The organism is Rhizobium sp. 2MFCol3.1 (assembly GCF_000377565.1).
GTDB lineage: Bacteria > Pseudomonadota > Alphaproteobacteria > Rhizobiales > Rhizobiaceae > Rhizobium.
On record NZ_KB898364.1, the window covers coordinates 41,443 to 57,894 of the forward strand.

Annotated in this window: 13 protein-coding genes; 8 read left to right on the forward strand and 5 right to left on the reverse strand. The window is 62.3% G+C overall.

The annotated features are described in order from the left end of the window. Positions 1 to 82 precede the first annotated feature (82 nt). The gene (gene recG, locus D460_RS0121025; RefSeq protein ID WP_018900564.1) at positions 83 to 2,188 is read left to right on the forward strand and encodes an ATP-dependent DNA helicase RecG; all 2,106 of its coding nucleotides are present in this window, start codon (positions 83 to 85) and stop codon (positions 2,186 to 2,188) included. Between the two features lie 70 nt (positions 2,189 to 2,258). Here the strand turns inward: recG and D460_RS0121030 are convergent, their stop codons facing one another. Further along, entirely contained in the window at positions 2,259 to 4,130 is a 1,872-nt protein-coding gene (locus D460_RS0121030) for a murein L,D-transpeptidase (protein WP_018900565.1), read from the reverse strand. A gap of 404 nt (positions 4,131 to 4,534) precedes the next feature. Between D460_RS0121030 and fumC the strand changes: the two genes are divergently transcribed. Both fumC and D460_RS0121040 read left to right on the forward strand, forming a co-directional pair. Next, on the forward strand, positions 4,535 to 5,926 hold the full coding sequence (gene fumC, locus D460_RS0121035) for a class II fumarate hydratase (RefSeq protein ID WP_026283365.1): 1,392 nt from the start codon (positions 4,535 to 4,537) through the stop codon (positions 5,924 to 5,926). 168 nt (positions 5,927 to 6,094) lie between these two features. After that, positions 6,095 to 7,702: a fumarate hydratase gene (locus D460_RS0121040; RefSeq protein ID WP_018900567.1), complete on the forward strand. Its 1,608-nt coding sequence runs from the start codon at positions 6,095 to 6,097 to the stop codon at positions 7,700 to 7,702. Positions 7,703 to 7,706: 4 nt separating this feature from the next. Here D460_RS0121040 and D460_RS0121045 read toward each other — a convergent pair whose 3' ends face one another. Beyond that, the gene (locus D460_RS0121045; RefSeq protein WP_018900568.1) at positions 7,707 to 7,940 is read right to left on the reverse strand and encodes a hypothetical protein; all 234 of its coding nucleotides are present in this window, start codon (positions 7,938 to 7,940) and stop codon (positions 7,707 to 7,709) included. 335 nt (positions 7,941 to 8,275) lie between these two features. On the opposite strand from D460_RS0121045, the gene D460_RS0121050 reads away from it, so the two are divergent. Beyond that, the gene (locus tag D460_RS0121050; protein WP_018900569.1) at positions 8,276 to 9,343 is read left to right on the forward strand and encodes a GGDEF domain-containing protein; all 1,068 of its coding nucleotides are present in this window, start codon (positions 8,276 to 8,278) and stop codon (positions 9,341 to 9,343) included. Between the two features lie 31 nt (positions 9,344 to 9,374). Here D460_RS0121050 and D460_RS0121055 read toward each other — a convergent pair whose 3' ends face one another. Both D460_RS0121055 and D460_RS0121060 read right to left on the reverse strand, forming a co-directional pair. Continuing rightward, positions 9,375 to 9,986 (reverse strand): pyridoxamine 5'-phosphate oxidase family protein, encoded by a 612-nt coding sequence (locus D460_RS0121055; protein WP_018900570.1) that lies wholly within the window; start codon positions 9,984 to 9,986, stop codon positions 9,375 to 9,377. Positions 9,987 to 10,086: 100 nt separating this feature from the next. After that, positions 10,087 to 10,461: a DUF971 domain-containing protein gene (locus tag D460_RS0121060; protein ID WP_018900571.1), complete on the reverse strand. Its 375-nt coding sequence runs from the start codon at positions 10,459 to 10,461 to the stop codon at positions 10,087 to 10,089. Between the two features lie 134 nt (positions 10,462 to 10,595). On the opposite strand from D460_RS0121060, the gene moaA reads away from it, so the two are divergent. The 4 genes from moaA to mobB all read left to right on the forward strand — a co-directional run bounded on the left by moaA (position 10,596) and on the right by mobB (position 13,855). Further along, positions 10,596 to 11,642, forward strand: a complete 1,047-nt coding sequence (gene moaA / locus D460_RS0121065; protein ID WP_018900572.1) for a GTP 3',8-cyclase MoaA — start codon at positions 10,596 to 10,598, stop codon at positions 11,640 to 11,642. A gap of 133 nt (positions 11,643 to 11,775) precedes the next feature. Then, positions 11,776 to 12,684 (forward strand): DMT family transporter, encoded by a 909-nt coding sequence (locus D460_RS0121070; protein ID WP_018900573.1) that lies wholly within the window; start codon positions 11,776 to 11,778, stop codon positions 12,682 to 12,684. Next, positions 12,684 to 13,337, forward strand: coding sequence for a molybdenum cofactor guanylyltransferase MobA (mobA, locus tag D460_RS0121075; protein ID WP_018900574.1), 654 nt, complete (start codon positions 12,684 to 12,686; stop codon positions 13,335 to 13,337). Before D460_RS0121070 ends, mobA begins: the two co-directional genes overlap by 1 nt. Continuing rightward, the gene (gene mobB / locus D460_RS0121080; RefSeq protein ID WP_018900575.1) at positions 13,334 to 13,855 is read left to right on the forward strand and encodes a molybdopterin-guanine dinucleotide biosynthesis protein B; all 522 of its coding nucleotides are present in this window, start codon (positions 13,334 to 13,336) and stop codon (positions 13,853 to 13,855) included. Before mobA ends, mobB begins: the two co-directional genes overlap by 4 nt. Before the next feature lie 70 nt (positions 13,856 to 13,925). Here mobB and D460_RS0121085 read toward each other — a convergent pair whose 3' ends face one another. Beyond that, positions 13,926 to 16,154: an OmpA family protein gene (locus D460_RS0121085; protein ID WP_026283366.1), complete on the reverse strand. Its 2,229-nt coding sequence runs from the start codon at positions 16,152 to 16,154 to the stop codon at positions 13,926 to 13,928. Between the last annotated feature and the right edge of the window lie 298 nt (positions 16,155 to 16,452).

Genomic DNA, 16,452 nt, shown 5'->3' on the forward strand with positions numbered 1-16,452 from the left:
TCCTGTTGATGCGCCTCTATAGACCCTCGAAAGCGGCTTGTCAGCCTTGCCAAGCACGCATTGTTCGTCGCATTTTGCCGGCATGCGCCCCGCCATTCTCGATCCGCTGTTCTCCTCCGTCTCCGGCCTGCCCGGCGTCGGCCCGAAGATCGCCGAACTGCTCGCCAAACTCTTCGGCCGCGAGACGCCGGAGGATTGCCGTGTCGTCGATCTTCTCTTCCATGCGCCGCACTCGCTGATCGACCGACGCAACCAGCCGGGCATCGCGCGCGCGCCGCAAGGCGCCATCGTGACCATCACCGGCCGCGTCGACCGCCATCAGCCGCCGCCGAACAAGAAGAGCAACGTCCCTTACCGCGTCTTCCTGCACGACGAGACCGGCGAGCTGACGCTCGTCTTCTTCCGTGGGCAATCGACATGGCTGGAGAAACAGCTCCCTCTCGACGAGGAGGTCACCGTCAGCGGCAAGATCGACTGGTTCAACGGCCGCGCCTCGATGGTGCACCCTGACTATATCGTCAAGGCAAGCGAAGCGGAGAACCTGCCGCTGGTCGAGCCGATCTACCCGTTGACGGCAGGGCTTTCGCCGAAGACGCTGCGCAAGATCATCGAAGCCGCCCTGCCGAAGACGCCCGAGTTCCCCGAATGGATCGATGCGGCGCTGGCCCAAAAGCAGGGCCTGCCCTCCACCGCCGATGCCTTCCACGGCCTGCACGAGCCGCGCGATCCCGCCGATATCGATCCGCAGGCGCCGGCCCGCCGCCGCCTCGCCTATGACGAATTCCTGGCCGGCCAGCTGTCGCTGGCGCTGGTGCGCCAAAGGTTGCGCAAGGTCGCCGGCCAGCCGGTGCATGCGACGGGCCATCTCAGCCGCCAGATCCTCGAAGCCCTGCCGTTTTCGCCGACGGGCAGCCAAACCGAGGCGATCGCGCAAATCCTGAAAGACATGGCCGGCGACGACCGCATGCTGCGTCTGCTGCAGGGCGACGTCGGCTCCGGCAAGACGCTGGTGGCGCTGATGGCGATGGCCGCCGTCATCGAAAGCGGCGGCCAGGCCGTGCTGATGGCGCCGACCGAAATCCTCGCCCGCCAGCATCACGCGACCATCGCCAAATACACGGCCGCCGCCGGCATCCGCATCGAGGTGCTGACCGGCCGCACCAAGGGCAAGGAACGCGACGAAATCCTCGAGCGCATCGCTTCCGGCGAGGCCCAGATCGTCATCGGCACCCACGCACTGTTCCAGGATACCGTGAACTACAAGAACCTGATGCTGGCTGTTGTCGACGAGCAGCACCGCTTCGGTGTCCACCAGCGCCTGCGCCTGACCGCCAAGGGCATTACACCCCATATGCTGGTCATGACCGCGACGCCGATCCCGCGCACGCTGGTGCTCGCCGCCTTCGGCGACATGGACGTGTCGAAGCTCACCGAAAAGCCCGTCGGCCGCAAGCCGATCCAGACGATCACCATCCCGACGGAGCGCATCGGCGATATCGTCGGACGCCTGAAGGCGGCGTTGCGCGATGGCAAGAAGGCTTACTGGATCTGCCCGCTGGTCGAAGAATCCGAAGAGAGCGACCTGATGTCGGTCGAGGAGCGTCACGCCACGCTGGTCTCGGCTCTTGGGCCCGGCATCGGCCTGATCCACGGCCGCATGAGCGGCGCGGAGAAGGACGCGGTGATGATGGCGTTCAAGTCAGGCGAAATCCGCCTTCTGGTGGCGACCACGGTCGTGGAAGTCGGCGTCGACGTACCGGATGCGACGATCATGGTCATCGAGCACGCCGAGCGTTTCGGTCTGGCACAGCTGCACCAGCTGCGCGGCCGCGTCGGGCGCGGCGACGAGGCGTCGACCTGCGTCCTGCTCTATCGCGGACCGCTGGGCGAAACCGGCCACGCGCGTCTCACGATCATGCGCGATACGGAAGACGGTTTCAGGATCGCCGAAGAGGATCTGAAGCTGCGCGGCGAAGGCGAACTGTTGGGAACACGGCAGTCGGGAACCCCGGGTTTCAGGATTGCGAGCCTGGAGGCGCATGCCGATTTGCTGGAGATCGCCCGTAAGGATGCGGCCTATCTGATCGAGCGTGATCCGGACCTGACGTCCGAAAGGGGCAACGCCGTGCGCACCCTGCTCTATCTCTTCCGCCGTGACGAAGCGATCCGCTTCCTCCACGCCGGCTGATCGCCGATATCACCAGACACCGACAGGTTGAAAAACGCCGCGCGGCCGATGGGCCGCGCGGCGTCTGACATCAGATCTGAGCGCCGCGTGCCTTGGTCGTGGCGTCGAAGGCCTTCTGGACGTAGGTGTCGCGGTCGTAGACGTCGTTGAAATACTGCACGACGCCATTCTTGTCCGGCCAGGCCGTGAAGTAGGCGATGTAGACGGGGAACTTCTGCGGCACCTGCACCGCATGGTTCTTGCCGGTCGCAATCTCCTGGCCGATCTTGTCGACCGTGGTGTTCAGAACGGCCGCCGCCATCGCGCGCGGATCGGCGAGACGGACGCAGCCATGGCTCAGCGCACGCATGTCACGCTTGAAGAAGCTCTTCGAAGGCGTGTCGTGCATGTAGATCGCATGCGCGTTCGGGAACAGGATCTTCAGTTCGCCAAGCGCGTTGTCACCGCTCGGTGGCTGGCGCACGGAGACGTTGGCGGTCGAACCGTACCAGTCGACGCTGGACGAAGGCACGGCGCGGCCGCCGACAGCGACTTCATAGCCCATGCGATCGAGATAGTTCGGGTCGGAGCGCAGCTTCGGCAGCATCTCGTTGATGATGATCGACTGCGGCACGCCCCAGAACGGGTTGAACTCGACCGTCTGGATCTGGTCCTGGAAGAAGAACGTCTGGTGCGACGGCTGGCCGATCACCACGCGCATCGACAACTGTTCCTTGTTGTCGTTGTGGTAGTAGACCATGAAGGCCGGCTGGTTGATGAAGACGTAGCGCGGGCCGAGATCCGCCGGCAGCCAGCGGGCCTGTTCCATCGCAACAACAACCTTCTCGATCTTCGAGCTGTTGCTGTCGCCGCCGGTCATCGTGCGAACGGTCGCCTGGCCGACGATGCCGTCTGGCTTAAGGCCATGTTCCTTCTGGAAGGCTTCGACCAGCGTCACGATCTCGGGCGAATAATCGATACCGCCGCTGTAGGCGGCCAGCGTCGCGGCGTTCTCGCTCTTCAGCGCGGCCGAGCCGTGCTTGTCGATCGCCTTGACGATGTTCGGGATTTCCGAAGAGGTTTCGCCGGGATGCAGAACGCCGCTGAGTTCGATCTTGATCGGCTGCTCGCCATTGCCCTCGCCCTTCAGCTTGGCAAGCTCGGCCTGCAGTGCTGCGAACTGCGGACCACTCGGCGTGCGGCTCGAGAGATAGGCGCCGACATCGGGGCTCATCCGCGCCAGCTTCAGGACCGGATCGAGATTGACCGTCTTGCGGGCGAAATCGTGATAGCCGGAGAGCTTGTTCGGGTCGACGCGGCCACGGATCGTATCCTGCACGTAGGCCAGAACCTTGGCCGACAGCGCCAGCTCGAACTGCGTCAGCGCGCGGTCGCGCATGGCAGGATCAGGATTGGCCGGATCGACAGCGGGAACCTCGACGGCATAGTCGGCCGGATCGAGACCAACGGAGCCGGCATTGGCGAGGAACGCCATCGCTGCCTTGGCGCGATCGTTGACCTCGGTGCCGGTCAGCCAGACCAGTTCGTTCTTGGTATCGCCGTAGTAAGTCTCGAGAGCCTTGGCGACTTCGACAGGGGCGCGAACCTTGGCATCGATCAGATAGCGACGCTGCACCGACGGCGTGGCATCACTCGGCGCACCAACGGCGGCGACCGCGCCGGTGACGACAGGATCGGTGAACTTGCCGGTATCGACAAGCCGCATCGGATCCACCTTGTAGGTGTAGTATCGCGGTGCGGACACCTTCGGCAGCGGCGCGCTGGTATTTGCCTGCGGCGGCAGCACTTCGGGAGCCGGATTGATGATGGTGCTCTGGGTGCGGGCACGATCACCTCGGATCATGTCCATCAGCGTATAGGCATGCGCGGGTGCGACACCCATAGCGGCCATGCCGCAGGAAAGTGCCAGTGCGGAAACCGCACCTTTCAAGAAGAATCTCATGCTTTTTCCAGTCCCAGTCTCATGCTGTCTTCGGTCATGGGCATCGCCCAGCTCAAACTCTTTTACTCACCCGTCGCTGTCAGGTGACATGGCAGAAACGGGACGCCACCGCCAGCCTCGAAGAACTCACTCTTCCGTAACGTAGCAAACCCGCCGCCTCCCGCCAGCTCACACAAAATTATGAAATTATTGGTTAATTTTTTACTTTATTTTCGCCCGCTCACACAGTCCCCCAAAAGACGTTGTTAGATAAAAAATAAGACGTGGCCAAAAAACCACGTATAGCGCAGCCGCTAATATGACTTCACGGCTCATATTTTTTGATCGCCGCTGTTTTCTTGGGCTGGCTTGAGACCTATAAGACGGCATCTCCGCAGCCGCTCACGCGAAAGAAAGGCATGGCCATGACTTCCACCCGTATCGAAACCGATACTTTCGGCGAGATTGAAGTACAAAGCGACAAGTATTGGGGCGCGCAGGCGCAGCGCTCGCTCGGCAATTTCAAGATCGGTTGGGAGAAGCAGCCGCTGTCGATCGTGCGCGCGCTGGGCATCGTCAAGCAGGCCGCCGCCCGCGCCAACATGGCGCTCGGCAAGCTGGAGCCGGCGGTCGGCAATGCCATCATCGACGCCGCCCAGGAAGTCATCGACGGCAAGCTCAACGACCACTTCCCGCTGGTCGTCTGGCAGACCGGCTCCGGCACCCAGTCGAACATGAACGCCAACGAGGTCATCTCCAACCGCGCGATCGAGGTGCTCGGCGGAGTCATGGGCTCGAAGAAGCCCGTGCATCCGAACGACCACGTCAACATGAGCCAGTCGTCGAACGACACCTATCCGACGGCCATGCACATCGCCTGCGTCGAGCAGATCGTCCACCACCTGCTGCCGGGCCTGAAGCATCTGCATGCGGCCCTCGACATGAAGGTCACCGAGTTCAGCCACATCATCAAGATCGGCCGCACCCATACGCAGGATGCGACACCGCTGACGCTCGGCCAGGAATTCTCCGGCTACTCCGCGCAGGTTGCCTCCGCGATCGCCAATATCGAGCTGACGCTGCCGGCACTCTCCAAGCTCGCCCAGGGTGGCACTGCCGTCGGCACCGGCCTCAACGCGCCGGTCGGATTCGCGGAGAAGGTCGCGGAAGAGATTTCCACTATTACCGCCCTGCCCTTCATCACCGCGCCGAACAAGTTCGAGGCGCTGGCTTCGCACGACTCGATGGTCTTCGCCCATGGCGCGATCAATGCGGCCGCCGCTGCTCTCTTCAAGATCGCCAACGACATCCGCTTCCTCGGTTCCGGCCCGCGCGCTGGCCTTGGCGAACTGTCGCTGCCGGAAAACGAGCCCGGCTCCTCGATCATGCCCGGCAAGGTCAATCCGACGCAGTCGGAGGCGTTGACCCAGGTCTGCGCCCACGTCTTCGGCAACAACGCCGCACTCACCTTCGCCGGCAGCCAGGGCCACTTCGAGCTCAACGTCTATAATCCGATGATGGCCTATAACTTCCTGCAGTCGGTGCAACTGCTCGGCGACGCCGCCGTGTCCTTCACCGACAATTGCGTCGTCGGCATCGAAGCCCGCGAGGACAACATCAAGAAGGGCGTCGAGAACTCTCTGATGCTGGTGACAGCGCTGAACGGCCGCCTCGGCTACGACATCTGCGCCAAGATCGCCAAGACCGCGCACAAGAACGGCACGACGCTGCGCGAAGAAGCCGTCGGCGGCGGTTACCTGACGAACGAAGAATTCGATCAGTACGTTCGCCCGGAAACCATGATCGGCCCCAAGTAACTCCATCCCGGATCATCGATGAACCACCAGACACCGCCACGGCCTCCGTGGCGGTGTTTTTCGTGCATTCTTGAGGGTTTTTCGAAGGTTTTAGAATGATTGCAATTGGGCAGATGCCCGCATAGACCGTCTGCGATTTCCATTCCGGCCCGCACGAAAGGTCATTCGATGGCTGACGATCTCTTCCCCCTCGGCAAAGACTCCACCCAGTACCGCAAGATCAGCAGCGACCATGTCTCTGTCGACAGCTTCAAGGGCCAGGATATCCTGACCGTCGAGCCCGAGGGCATCCGTCTGCTGGCCGAGACCGCCTTTGCCGACATCAACCATCTGCTGCGCCCCGGGCACCTGAAGCAGCTCGCTTCGATCCTCGACGACCCAGAGGCGACAGACAACGACCGCTTCGTTGCCTACGACCTGCTGAAGAACGCCAACATCGCTGCCGGCGGCATCCTGCCCATGTGCCAGGACACCGGCACGGCGATCATCATGGGCAAGAAAGGCCGCCGCGTCTGGACCGAGGGAGAGGACTATTCGGCGCTCGCCAAGGGCGTGATGGACGCCTACGAGAAGAAGAACCTGCGCTATTCGCAGCTCGCCCCGATCAAGATGTTCGAGGAGAAGAACACCAAGAACAACCTGCCGGCCCAGATCGACATCTATGAGGAAGGCACTGACGAATACAATTTCCTCTTTGTGGCCAAGGGCGGCGGTTCTGCCAACAAGACCTTCCTCTACCAGGGCACGCCCTCGTTGCTGACCCACGACCGGATGATCGACTTCCTTAAGGAGAAGATCCTCACGTTGGGTACGGCAGCCTGTCCTCCCTACCATCTGGCGATCGTCATCGGCGGCACCTCGGCCGAGATGAACCTGAAGACCGTCAAGCTCGCCTCGACGCGCTATCTCGACGATCTCCCGACCGAGGGTTCGGAAAGCGGCCACGCCTTCCGCGACGTCGAGATGGAAAAGGAAATCCACAAGCTGACGCAGCAGATGGGCGTCGGCGCCCAGTTCGGAGGCAAGTATTTCTGTCACGACGTCCGCGTCATCCGCCTGCCCCGCCATGGCGCCTCGCTGCCGATCGGCCTCGGCGTCTCCTGTTCCGCCGACCGCCAGGCAAAGGGCAAGATTACCCGCGACGGCATCTTCGTCGAGCAGCTGGAAACCGACCCGTCCAAGTACATGCCCGAGATCGACGAGGCTAAGCTGTCGGAATCGATGGTCAAGATCGATCTGAACCAGCCGATGGCCGATATACTTGCCGAACTCAGCAAGCATCCGGTGAAAACTCGCCTGTCGCTGACGGGCACCATCATTGTCGCCCGCGACCTCGCACATTCGAAGATCCGCGAGCGCCTTGAGAAGGGCGAAGGCATGCCAGATTACATGAAGAACCACCCGGTCTACTACGCCGGCCCCGCCAAGACGCCCGCCGGCTACGCCTCCGGCTCCTTCGGACCGACCACGGCCGGCCGCATGGACTCGTATGTCGACCAGTTCCAGTCCTTCGGCGGTTCGATGATCATGCTCGCCAAGGGCAACCGCTCGCGCGCGGTGCGCGAGGCCTGCAAGACCCATGGCGGCTTCTATCTCGGCTCCATCGGCGGCCCCGCCGCTCGCCTCGCGCAGGATTGCATCCGCAAGGTAGACGTGCTGGAATATCCGGAACTCGGCATGGAAGCCGTCTGGAAGATCGAGGTCGAGGACTTCCCTGCCTTCATCGTCACCGACGACAAGGGCAACGACTTCTTCCAGGAATTCAACCTCGGCTGATCGTTCAGTGGGCAGTTGCGGTCACGCGGCCGCCAGCCACTTCGCTATTGCTTGTCGCGATATAATCGCTCGCGACAAGCACATCTTCGGCATTGATGCTTGCCAGTATTTCCGAAGTAAATGCACCATGAAAGAAGCCTTGTTGCTGGATCAGGAAAAGAGATCCGGCAATAACAGCGGCAGCGAGCACGGCTGGAGGCGAGTTATGGGACGTTTGCATGGCGTTCTGCTTTCTCATGGCGCCGCTACGGTGCCTTGAAATGCAAGTTGCCACTTCATTATCGTTCACAAAAGAGCCGATATCGGAAACCGATTGTCAATGGATCATTGACAGCGATGATGTCTGGCGAATATTTCGCCCAGCTCACCTAAAGAAAGATACCCTCAGGACGCGTAGGCATCCTCCGCCTCCGCTTAGATTCCGATATAAAAAACATATAGATAAGAACAAGTCGGCCAATTCGAATAAAATTCACATGTAATCTCTGGTATATCCAACCTTAATCATTTCAAAACAATTGTAGCTTAAGAAATAAGAGAAGACTTTTGAGATGTACCATAAGGAGTGGCCGGATGACGACGGCTGTGGCGCCAAAGACGCAGGTTCCCGATGTGGCGAGCCAGATCACTTTTGCGATGCGCTCCATGGGTGTTGCGCCCATTCCGCGAAACTATGAACTGTTCTACGAAGCCTATATCGGCTCCAATCCGGCGCTGACGCGCGATCTCGCAGCCCTTGGCAACCAGGCGACCCAGGAAGAACTGGACGAACTCGGCGCGCAGCATTTCAGCCACGGCGCCGGCCGCGTCTTTGACGACGCCCATACCCGCATCGCAGCCGAACTCGAATCGGTGCTCCGCGTCCTGCGTCAGGAGCAGACCTCGCTCGAAAGCTACAACAGACTGCTTGGCGAGACCTATAACCGCATCACCTCGAAGAACACGTCCAGCGTCGACCTCATCCAGAATGCGCTGCATCTGCTGACCGAGGCGACAGGACACACCATGGCGCATGGTGAGCGCACCGTGGAAAACGTCGTGCAGCGCTCCAATGAAATGGATCAGGTCCGCAAGGAGCTCGACGAGTACAAGCGCATCGCCAACACGGATTCGCTGACCCGCCTCTCCAACCGCCGCGCCTTCGACGATCGCCTCGCCGCCGTATTCAACAATCCGGCCATGCGTCCGATCACGGCGCTTGTTTTGGCCGATATCGATAACTTCAAGAAGATCAACGACACCTACGGCCATCCCGTCGGCGACAAGATCCTCGCGACGGTCGCTTCGGTCATCCGCGCCAACGTGCGCCGCGATGTCTTCGTTGCCCGCACCGGTGGCGAGGAGTTCGCGCTGATCATCGAGGGCAACACGGCCGACGAAGTCATGGCCGTCGCCGAGCGCATTCGCCGCACGCTCGAAGCCACGCCGTTCAAGAATTCCCGCACCCGCGTCAACTATGGACCGGTCACGGTGTCTGTAGGCATCTGTATGGCATCGAGCGCCGAGGATGCGGGCGAGCTCTACCACAAGAGCGACGTCGCCCTTTACGGCGCCAAGAACGCCGGCCGGAACTGCAGCGTCCTCTTCGAGGACGGCATGCAGAAGGACTTCACCAAGAGCTGGCTGATCTACAAGGCCTGAGCCGCGACGAACCGCGGCCCTATATCAAACGCTACCACATCGTCTTGGCCGCGCGTGCGGCCCATTCGCGATCATAGGTCTCGTGATCGAACGCTTCCGTCGCCGCCTTCAGCATCAGGCCTGGCGTTGGAAGGCCTTTCGGATCCACGAACTTGTCCGGATTCCACAGCTCCGAGCGGATCAGCGCCCGCGCGCACTGGAAATAGACCTCCTCGATCGTCACCACGATAACCGTGCGCGGATGCTTGCCGTCCATCTCGAAGGAGGTGAGCAACGCCTCGTCGTTCGAAACGACACCGCGCCCATTGATCCGCATCGTCGTATTCGATCCCGGGATGAGAAACATCAGCGCAAGCCTGGGATCCCGCACGATGTTCGACAGCGAATCCACCCGGTTATTGCCGCGCCAATCAGGCATCTGCAGCACCTTGTCGTCGACAACGCGCACGACGCCGCCGAGGTCACCACGCGGAGAACAGTCCAGCCCCTCCGGACCGACCGTCGCCAGCGCAACGAATGGCGACGCCTCGATCATCTGCCGGTAGAGCGGCGTCAGGTGGTCGGTCACCTTCGCCACGGATGCTTCCGACAAGCCGCCGCCATAAATGGCGGCGAGTTCTTCCACGGTTTCGATGATTTTCATGGTCGTGCCATCGCCTTGTTTCACAACAATAATTAGCCGCCTAAGACGACGCTGGCGTGACACGCGTCATCCTGGCTTACGGATAACTCGCGCGTCGTGATCAGCGCGGCTTTTCCGACGTGTCGCGGGTCATACCCTTCTCCCGCAGCTCGTTTTCGTAGGCAGCGAAAAGCTCTTCGCCACGCTCGCCGAGCTCGCGAAGATACGACCATGTGAAGATGCCGGTGTCGTGCATGTCGTCGAAGCCGATCCTGACGGCATAGTTGCCGGTGGGCGTCATCGAGATGATCGCGACGTTGCGCTTGCCGGGGACGGTGACCTTCTGGCCCGGACCATGGCCCTGCACTTCCGCCGATGGCGACAGCACGCGCAGCATCTCGGCGCTGAGCGTGAAACTCTCACCATTATTGAAGGTGATGACCAGCTGTTGCCGGTCCTTCGTCACCTTCAGCTCTGTCGGCCAGATGTCGCTCATGATGGTGCTCCTCTTCGTTTCGAGGAGTAGGCAATGCGCCTCTTTGAGGCAAGTTCAATTTAGCGTATGGGTGCCGCCTCTTGCTTGACGTTGCGCCGCACAGTACGCACATTGGGTGTAGATTGGAGACTGTAGTGAACAGCAAGGTAGGAACGATCGCCAACGCCGCGCCGCTTGTGGCCGATGCGAAACCGATGATCGACCCGTTTCAGCGGGCCGTCACCTATCTGCGCGTCTCGGTGACCGATCGCTGCGATTTTCGCTGCACCTATTGCATGGCCGAGAACATGAACTTCCTGCCGAAGAAGGATCTTCTGACGCTGGAGGAGCTGAACAGGCTCTGTTCCGCCTTTATCGCCAAGGGCGTTCGCAAGCTGAGACTGACCGGCGGCGAGCCGCTGGTGCGCAAGAACATCATGCATCTTGTACGCCAACTCGGCCAACAGATCGGCTCCGGCCTCGACGAGCTGACGCTGACCACCAACGGCTCGCAGCTCGCGCGCTATGCCGACGAGCTCTATGATTGCGGCGTTCGCCGCATCAACGTGTCGCTGGATACGCTCAATCCCGACAAGTTCCGCGAGATCACCCGCTGGGGCGACTTCAACAGGGTCATGGAAGGCATCGATGCCGCCCAGAAGGCGGGCCTGCGCATCAAGCTCAACGCCGTCGCGCTCAAGGATTTCAACGACGTCGAGATGCCCGAGATGATCCGCTTCGCCCATGGTCGCGGCATGGATCTGACCGTGATCGAAACCATGCCGATGGGTGAGATCGAGGAGGATCGCACGGATCGCTACCTGCCACTCTCCAAGCTGCGTGCCGATCTCGAAAAGCAGTTCACGATGAGCGAAATCGGCTACCGCACGGGTGGCCCTGCCCGCTACGTCACCATCGAGGAAACCGGCGGCCGCATGGGCTTCATCACGCCGATGACCCATAATTTTTGCGAGAGCTGTAACCGCGTGCGCCTCACCTGCACCGGCACGCTCTACATGTGCCTCGGCCAGAACGACGCCGCCGACCTGCGCTCGGCCGTGCGCGCCACCGAAGACGACGGATTGCTCTTTGCGGCGATCGACGAGGCGATCTCCCGCAAGCCCAAGGGCCACGACTTCATCATCGACCGCACCCATAACCGCCCCGCCGTCAGCCGCCACATGAGCGTCACCGGCGGGTGACCTGCTGCGCGCGGTAGGTTGCGCGGCGCCATTGTGCACTGCGCAATCGAATTATGACGGCTGTGTCCAGCATTCGATTCCAATCGCCCCGCTCTCGCACTACAAGAGCGCGGGGTGGAATCGGAATCTCTTTATGCCGCGGTCAAGCAATACTCAGGGTGCGATCTACATGACGATCGCGATGGCCTTCTTTTCCGCGGGCGATGCGCTGTCGAAATCGGTCATATCGGAAATGAACGCGGGCCAGATCATGTGCATGCGCGGCGTCATCACCAGCGCGCTGGTCTATCTGATCGCACGCCGGATGGGCGCATTGCGGTCCTGGCGGATCGTGCTGCAGCCGATGGTCGCCACCCGCGTCATCTGCGAAATTCTCGCCGCCGCGACCTATATTACCGCGCTTGGCATGATGCCGCTTGCCAATGCATCCGCCATTCTGCAATCGCTGCCTCTGGTCGTGACCTTCGGCGCGGTGCTGTTCTTCGGCGAACCCGTGGGCTGGCGTCGCATGCTGGCGATATTCACCGGCCTGATCGGCGTGCTGATCATCGTCCGCCCTGATGCCGATGGTTTTACGCCGGCGGCCCTCCTTTGCATCGCGAGCGTGCTGGTCACCGCCGGCCGCGACCTTGCCACCCGCAAGATCGATCCCGAAATCCCCTCGCTGATGATCACGGTCATCACCGCGATGGCGGTTACCGTATTCGGTGCGCTGCTCACGCCCGTCCTCGGCGGCTGGAAGCCTGTCACCACAACGTCTTTCTCGCATATTGCCGTGGCTGCGATCACGGTGCTGGTCGGCTATCAGTGCATCATCGCCGCAATGCGCACCGGCGAAATCTCCTTCGTCGCACCGTTGCGTTACACGAGCCTCATCTTCTCGGCACTGCTCGGCTGGCTCTTCTTCTTCGAAGTCCCCGACAGCTGGACCGTGATCGGCGCCGCGATCGTCATCGCCTCCGGGCTCTACACCTTCTATCGTGAGGCCAAGCGCCGAGGCGCGCCGGTTGCCCAGGAATCCGAACCGAGAGTACCGGTCTGATGGCCACCGCACCAATTCCGACGAACGGCTTCACGCTCGACCGATCCAACATTCCGGGCATCGTACTTGCGGGCGGGCGCTCCTCGCGCATGGGCCGCGACAAGGCCGGCGTTGCGCTCTCGGGCCGCACGCTTCTCGATCGGGTCATCGAGCAGCTATCGCCGCAGGTCATCTCCGTCGCGGTCAATGCCGACGCCGCACCAGATCGCTGCAACCGCCCGTTCATTCCCGATATCATCCCCGGCAAGGCCGGCCCGATGGCCGGCATCCACGCCGCCATGGCGCATGGCGCAAGCCTGCCCGCGGTAACGCACGTGGCAACGGTCTCCGTCGACAGCCCATTCTTCCCGCACGATCTCATCGACTGGCTGGCGGCCGCCATCGACACCCCCATGAAGATCGCCATCGCCACCTCCGAGGGCCGCAGCCATCCCGTCTTCGGCCTGTGGCCGGTGGCGCTTGCCGACGACCTAGAAAGCTGGATGGCAACCGATGAGAAGCGCCGTGTTCGCGACTTCCTGTTACGGCATGACGTTACGGAAGTTGCCTTCCCGCTGCGCCCGACACGGGCAAGCCTTCTCGACCCGTTCTTCAACGTCAACACGCCCGATGACCTCGCCGAGGCAGAGCGCTGGATGAAGGTGCTGACATGACCGAGCGGCCAAAGATCTTCGGCATTTCCGGCTGGAAGAACTCCGGAAAGACCGGGCTTGCGGTTCGCCTCGTCGAAGAATTCACCCGCCGCGGCTACCGGATTTCGACGATTAAGCATGCCCACCATGATTTCGACATCGACAAGGTCGGCGCCGACAGCTACCGCCACCGCCAGGCCGGCGCCCATGAGGTAACGATCGTCTCCGGCACGCGCTACGCCATCATGCACGAGCTGCGCGGCGCAGCCGAACCGAGTTTCGAGGAAATCCTCGCCCGCATCGCCCCCTGCGATCTTGTCCTCATCGAAGGCTACAAGCGCGAGCCGATCCCGAAGATCGAGGCCCGCCGGCTGGAATCGGCAAATCGCGAGCCGCTGGCGTCAGGCGATCCCCACATCGTCGCCATCGCCGCCGATCATCCGGTCGCCGACACCGCCCTGCCCGTCTTCGATCTCGACGACACGCTTGCCATCGCTGATTTCATCGCGGCAACCGTCGCTCTTCCGCCCTTGAAATAAGCACTATCGGAAACAAGAAAGGCCGCCGATCGCCCGGCGGCCTTTCCATTCTCGATACTGCTGCGCGCTCTTAGTTGCGCGAGGCCACCGGCCGCACCAGCGCCGTCACGCGGCGAATTGTGACGCGGCGGTTTTCCTGCTCCGGTCCCTGCGTGTTGACCTTCAGGTAACGCTCGCCATAGCCCTGGGTCGCCAGGTTTTCCGGCGGTATGCCGTAGACGTCGGTCATCACGTTGGCGACCGATTCCGCTCGCTGGTCCGAAAGGATCAGGTTGCTCTGATCGGAGCCGACAGCGTCGGTATGGCCTTCGATCAGGAAGGTTTCGGTCGGGTCCTTCTTCAGCACCTCGTTGATCGCGTCGGCCACCTTGCGCAGGCTGCGCGCCTGGCTCATCGGGATTTCGGCGCTACCGGTCGCAAAGGTCACGGTATCGAGGTCGATACGGCGAACCTTGTCGCGGATACGGGCCGAATACTTCACTTCGTTCAGCGAATAGACACGCTCGACAGGCTCGACCGGCGGCTCGCGCAGGAAGTCGTAGTAGTCGCGGTTGTCGTCGCTGCTGGTGTCCATGATGTAGTCCTGCAGCGGAATGCGCAGGCGCATCGGCGGCAGATCGGCACCCGGATCATCGAAGTAGTCGCGGTCGGGATTGTCGTAGAGGTCAGGCGTGTAATAGAGCACGTGCTCGCGGCCGCGATTGTCGATGCGCGAACGCTGGATGATATCGCCGTAGCGGTTGCGCACCGTCACGATCTGGTAGCCGTCGCGATCGATCGTCTCGCGATAGCGGTCGCGCGGCAGCTGCTCGTAGATCGGCCGTTCGCCGTCGCGCAGGAACCGGCGGTCGTCATCGCCACGAACATAGGTCTGGTTGTTGAACTGGATGATGACGCGGTTGTCGTCACCGCGCTGGCCGAAGTTCGCGCCGTCGGGACGGGCAAATTGCGGGCGCTGGTCCAGACGCTGGCCCTGCTCGGCGGTGATCGCTTCGATCTTGATAGGCGCGGGCTTGGCTGCACCCGGGGCCGCCAACTGAGCATCGGCGTCCGACTTCGGCACGCGGACCTGCTGTTCCTGGCCGCGCTGCTTGTCGCGATCACGACGCGACTGCACGCCACCGGAACGATCCGCATCCTTGTCGCTGTCGAGAACGGCCGCGCCGTTCTGCACCGGCAGAACCACGGTCTCCGTGCTCTTGCTCGGATCGGCGGCGATTTCCTTGCGGCGCTCGAGTTCCTGCGGCGTCACCTTCTCAGGAGCCGGGATCGGCTGCTCGGTCTGCGCAACGGGAGGCTGACCTGCCGGCGGCTGGCCGGCCTGATCAGCAGGCTGACCGGCTGGTGTGCCCGGCTGGCCCGGAGCAACCTGTTCGCCCTGCTGTTGAGCAGGAGCTTCGCCGGGCTTTGCCTGACCGGGCGCCACCTGGGGCTGCGCTTCGGCAGGCTGCTGAGCCGGAACGGGCGCCTTGCCCGCGGGTGCTTCCTGCGGCTTGGCGACGTTATCGGGAGCTGGCTGCTCGGTTGCGGGCGCGGTCTCCGCGGCCGGCTTTTGAGCGGGTTCAGCCTGCGGTGCTTCGGCCGTCGGCTTCTTGTGTGGCTTTGCAGGCTGTTCGCTGCCATCGGCGGCGGCCGGCTTGCCGTTCTTGCGCGGCGGCTTTGCCTGCTCGGGCTGTGCCTGCTCGGCCTGCGGCTGTTCCGCCTGCGGGGCAGCCTGCTCTGCGGGCTGCTGCTGCGGCGCGGCTTCTTCCTGCTGCGGCTGCTGGTCGCGCTTCTTGCGGCGGGGCTGTTCGGCCGGCTGCTCGGCGCTCGGTGCTGCCTGCTCCTGTTCGGCGGCCGGCTGCTTCTGGCGGCGCGGCTTTTCAGCGGGCGCTTCCTGCTGGGCGGGCTCGGCTGCCTGCGGTTCAGCGGCAGGCTGTTCTGCTGCCGGCTGGCGCTTTCTCGGCTTCTCGGCGGGCGCTTCGGCCTGCGGCGCCGGTTCGGCGGCGGCCGGAGGAGCTTCGGCAGGTGCTTCCTGCTTGGGTGCAGGCGGCGGCTCGGCCGGAGGTTCAGCGGCCTTCGGCGCTTCGGCCGGTGCCTGCTGCTGCTGTTCCTGTTCCTGCTGCTGACGCTTCTTCAACAGTTCCTCTTCGGAGGTCGCATCCTGTGCCACCTCGAAGCTGCCCGCGACGGCCCGATGGCCTGCTCCGACCTCTTCGACGCTCGGCGCTGCCGCAAACACGTGCGCCGGGGGCAGCACAAGCGACAGGGACAGAAGCGGAAAGGCCGCGCTGGCAAACAATCTGGATTTCATTCCCATAAGGTTTCCTCGTTCCTTGTTTATTCTTCGCGTTCGCAACGACGTCTCTTTTCGGCACGCAAACAAGCCTTGCTAAACTGAGCACGCCAGGATTCGTTCCATGGTCTTAAGAATTGCCGCATTAACCCGGTATGAATATGACGGTCTGCAAACGTTCAGCTTCGCCATAGTTGCGATGCACGACAAGGCAGTGAAAGCAGTTGCAATCCGCGTAAAAAAGGTTTGATTATCGCGGCAAGGCGTTGCAAAGCAGCGTCCTGCTTCATGCCACCAAAAAAACAAAGGGATGGCATGCGGT

Coding starts and splice junctions, on each gene's coding strand:
- recG (WP_018900564.1), top strand. CDS start 83: ATGCGCCCCGCCATTCTCGATCCGCTGTTCTCCTCCGTCTCCGGCCTG.
- D460_RS0121030 (WP_018900565.1), bottom strand. CDS start 4,130: ATGAGATTCTTCTTGAAAGGTGCGGTTTCCGCACTGGCACTTTCCTGC.
- fumC (WP_026283365.1), top strand. CDS start 4,535: ATGACTTCCACCCGTATCGAAACCGATACTTTCGGCGAGATTGAAGTA.
- D460_RS0121040 (WP_018900567.1), top strand. CDS start 6,095: ATGGCTGACGATCTCTTCCCCCTCGGCAAAGACTCCACCCAGTACCGC.
- D460_RS0121045 (WP_018900568.1), bottom strand. CDS start 7,940: ATGAGAAAGCAGAACGCCATGCAAACGTCCCATAACTCGCCTCCAGCC.
- D460_RS0121050 (WP_018900569.1), top strand. CDS start 8,276: ATGACGACGGCTGTGGCGCCAAAGACGCAGGTTCCCGATGTGGCGAGC.
- D460_RS0121055 (WP_018900570.1), bottom strand. CDS start 9,986: ATGAAAATCATCGAAACCGTGGAAGAACTCGCCGCCATTTATGGCGGC.
- D460_RS0121060 (WP_018900571.1), bottom strand. CDS start 10,461: ATGAGCGACATCTGGCCGACAGAGCTGAAGGTGACGAAGGACCGGCAA.
- D460_RS0121070 (WP_018900573.1), top strand. CDS start 11,776: ATGCCGCGGTCAAGCAATACTCAGGGTGCGATCTACATGACGATCGCG.
- mobA (WP_018900574.1), top strand. CDS start 12,684: ATGGCCACCGCACCAATTCCGACGAACGGCTTCACGCTCGACCGATCC.
- mobB (WP_018900575.1), top strand. CDS start 13,334: ATGACCGAGCGGCCAAAGATCTTCGGCATTTCCGGCTGGAAGAACTCC.
- D460_RS0121085 (WP_026283366.1), bottom strand. CDS start 16,154: ATGGGAATGAAATCCAGATTGTTTGCCAGCGCGGCCTTTCCGCTTCTG.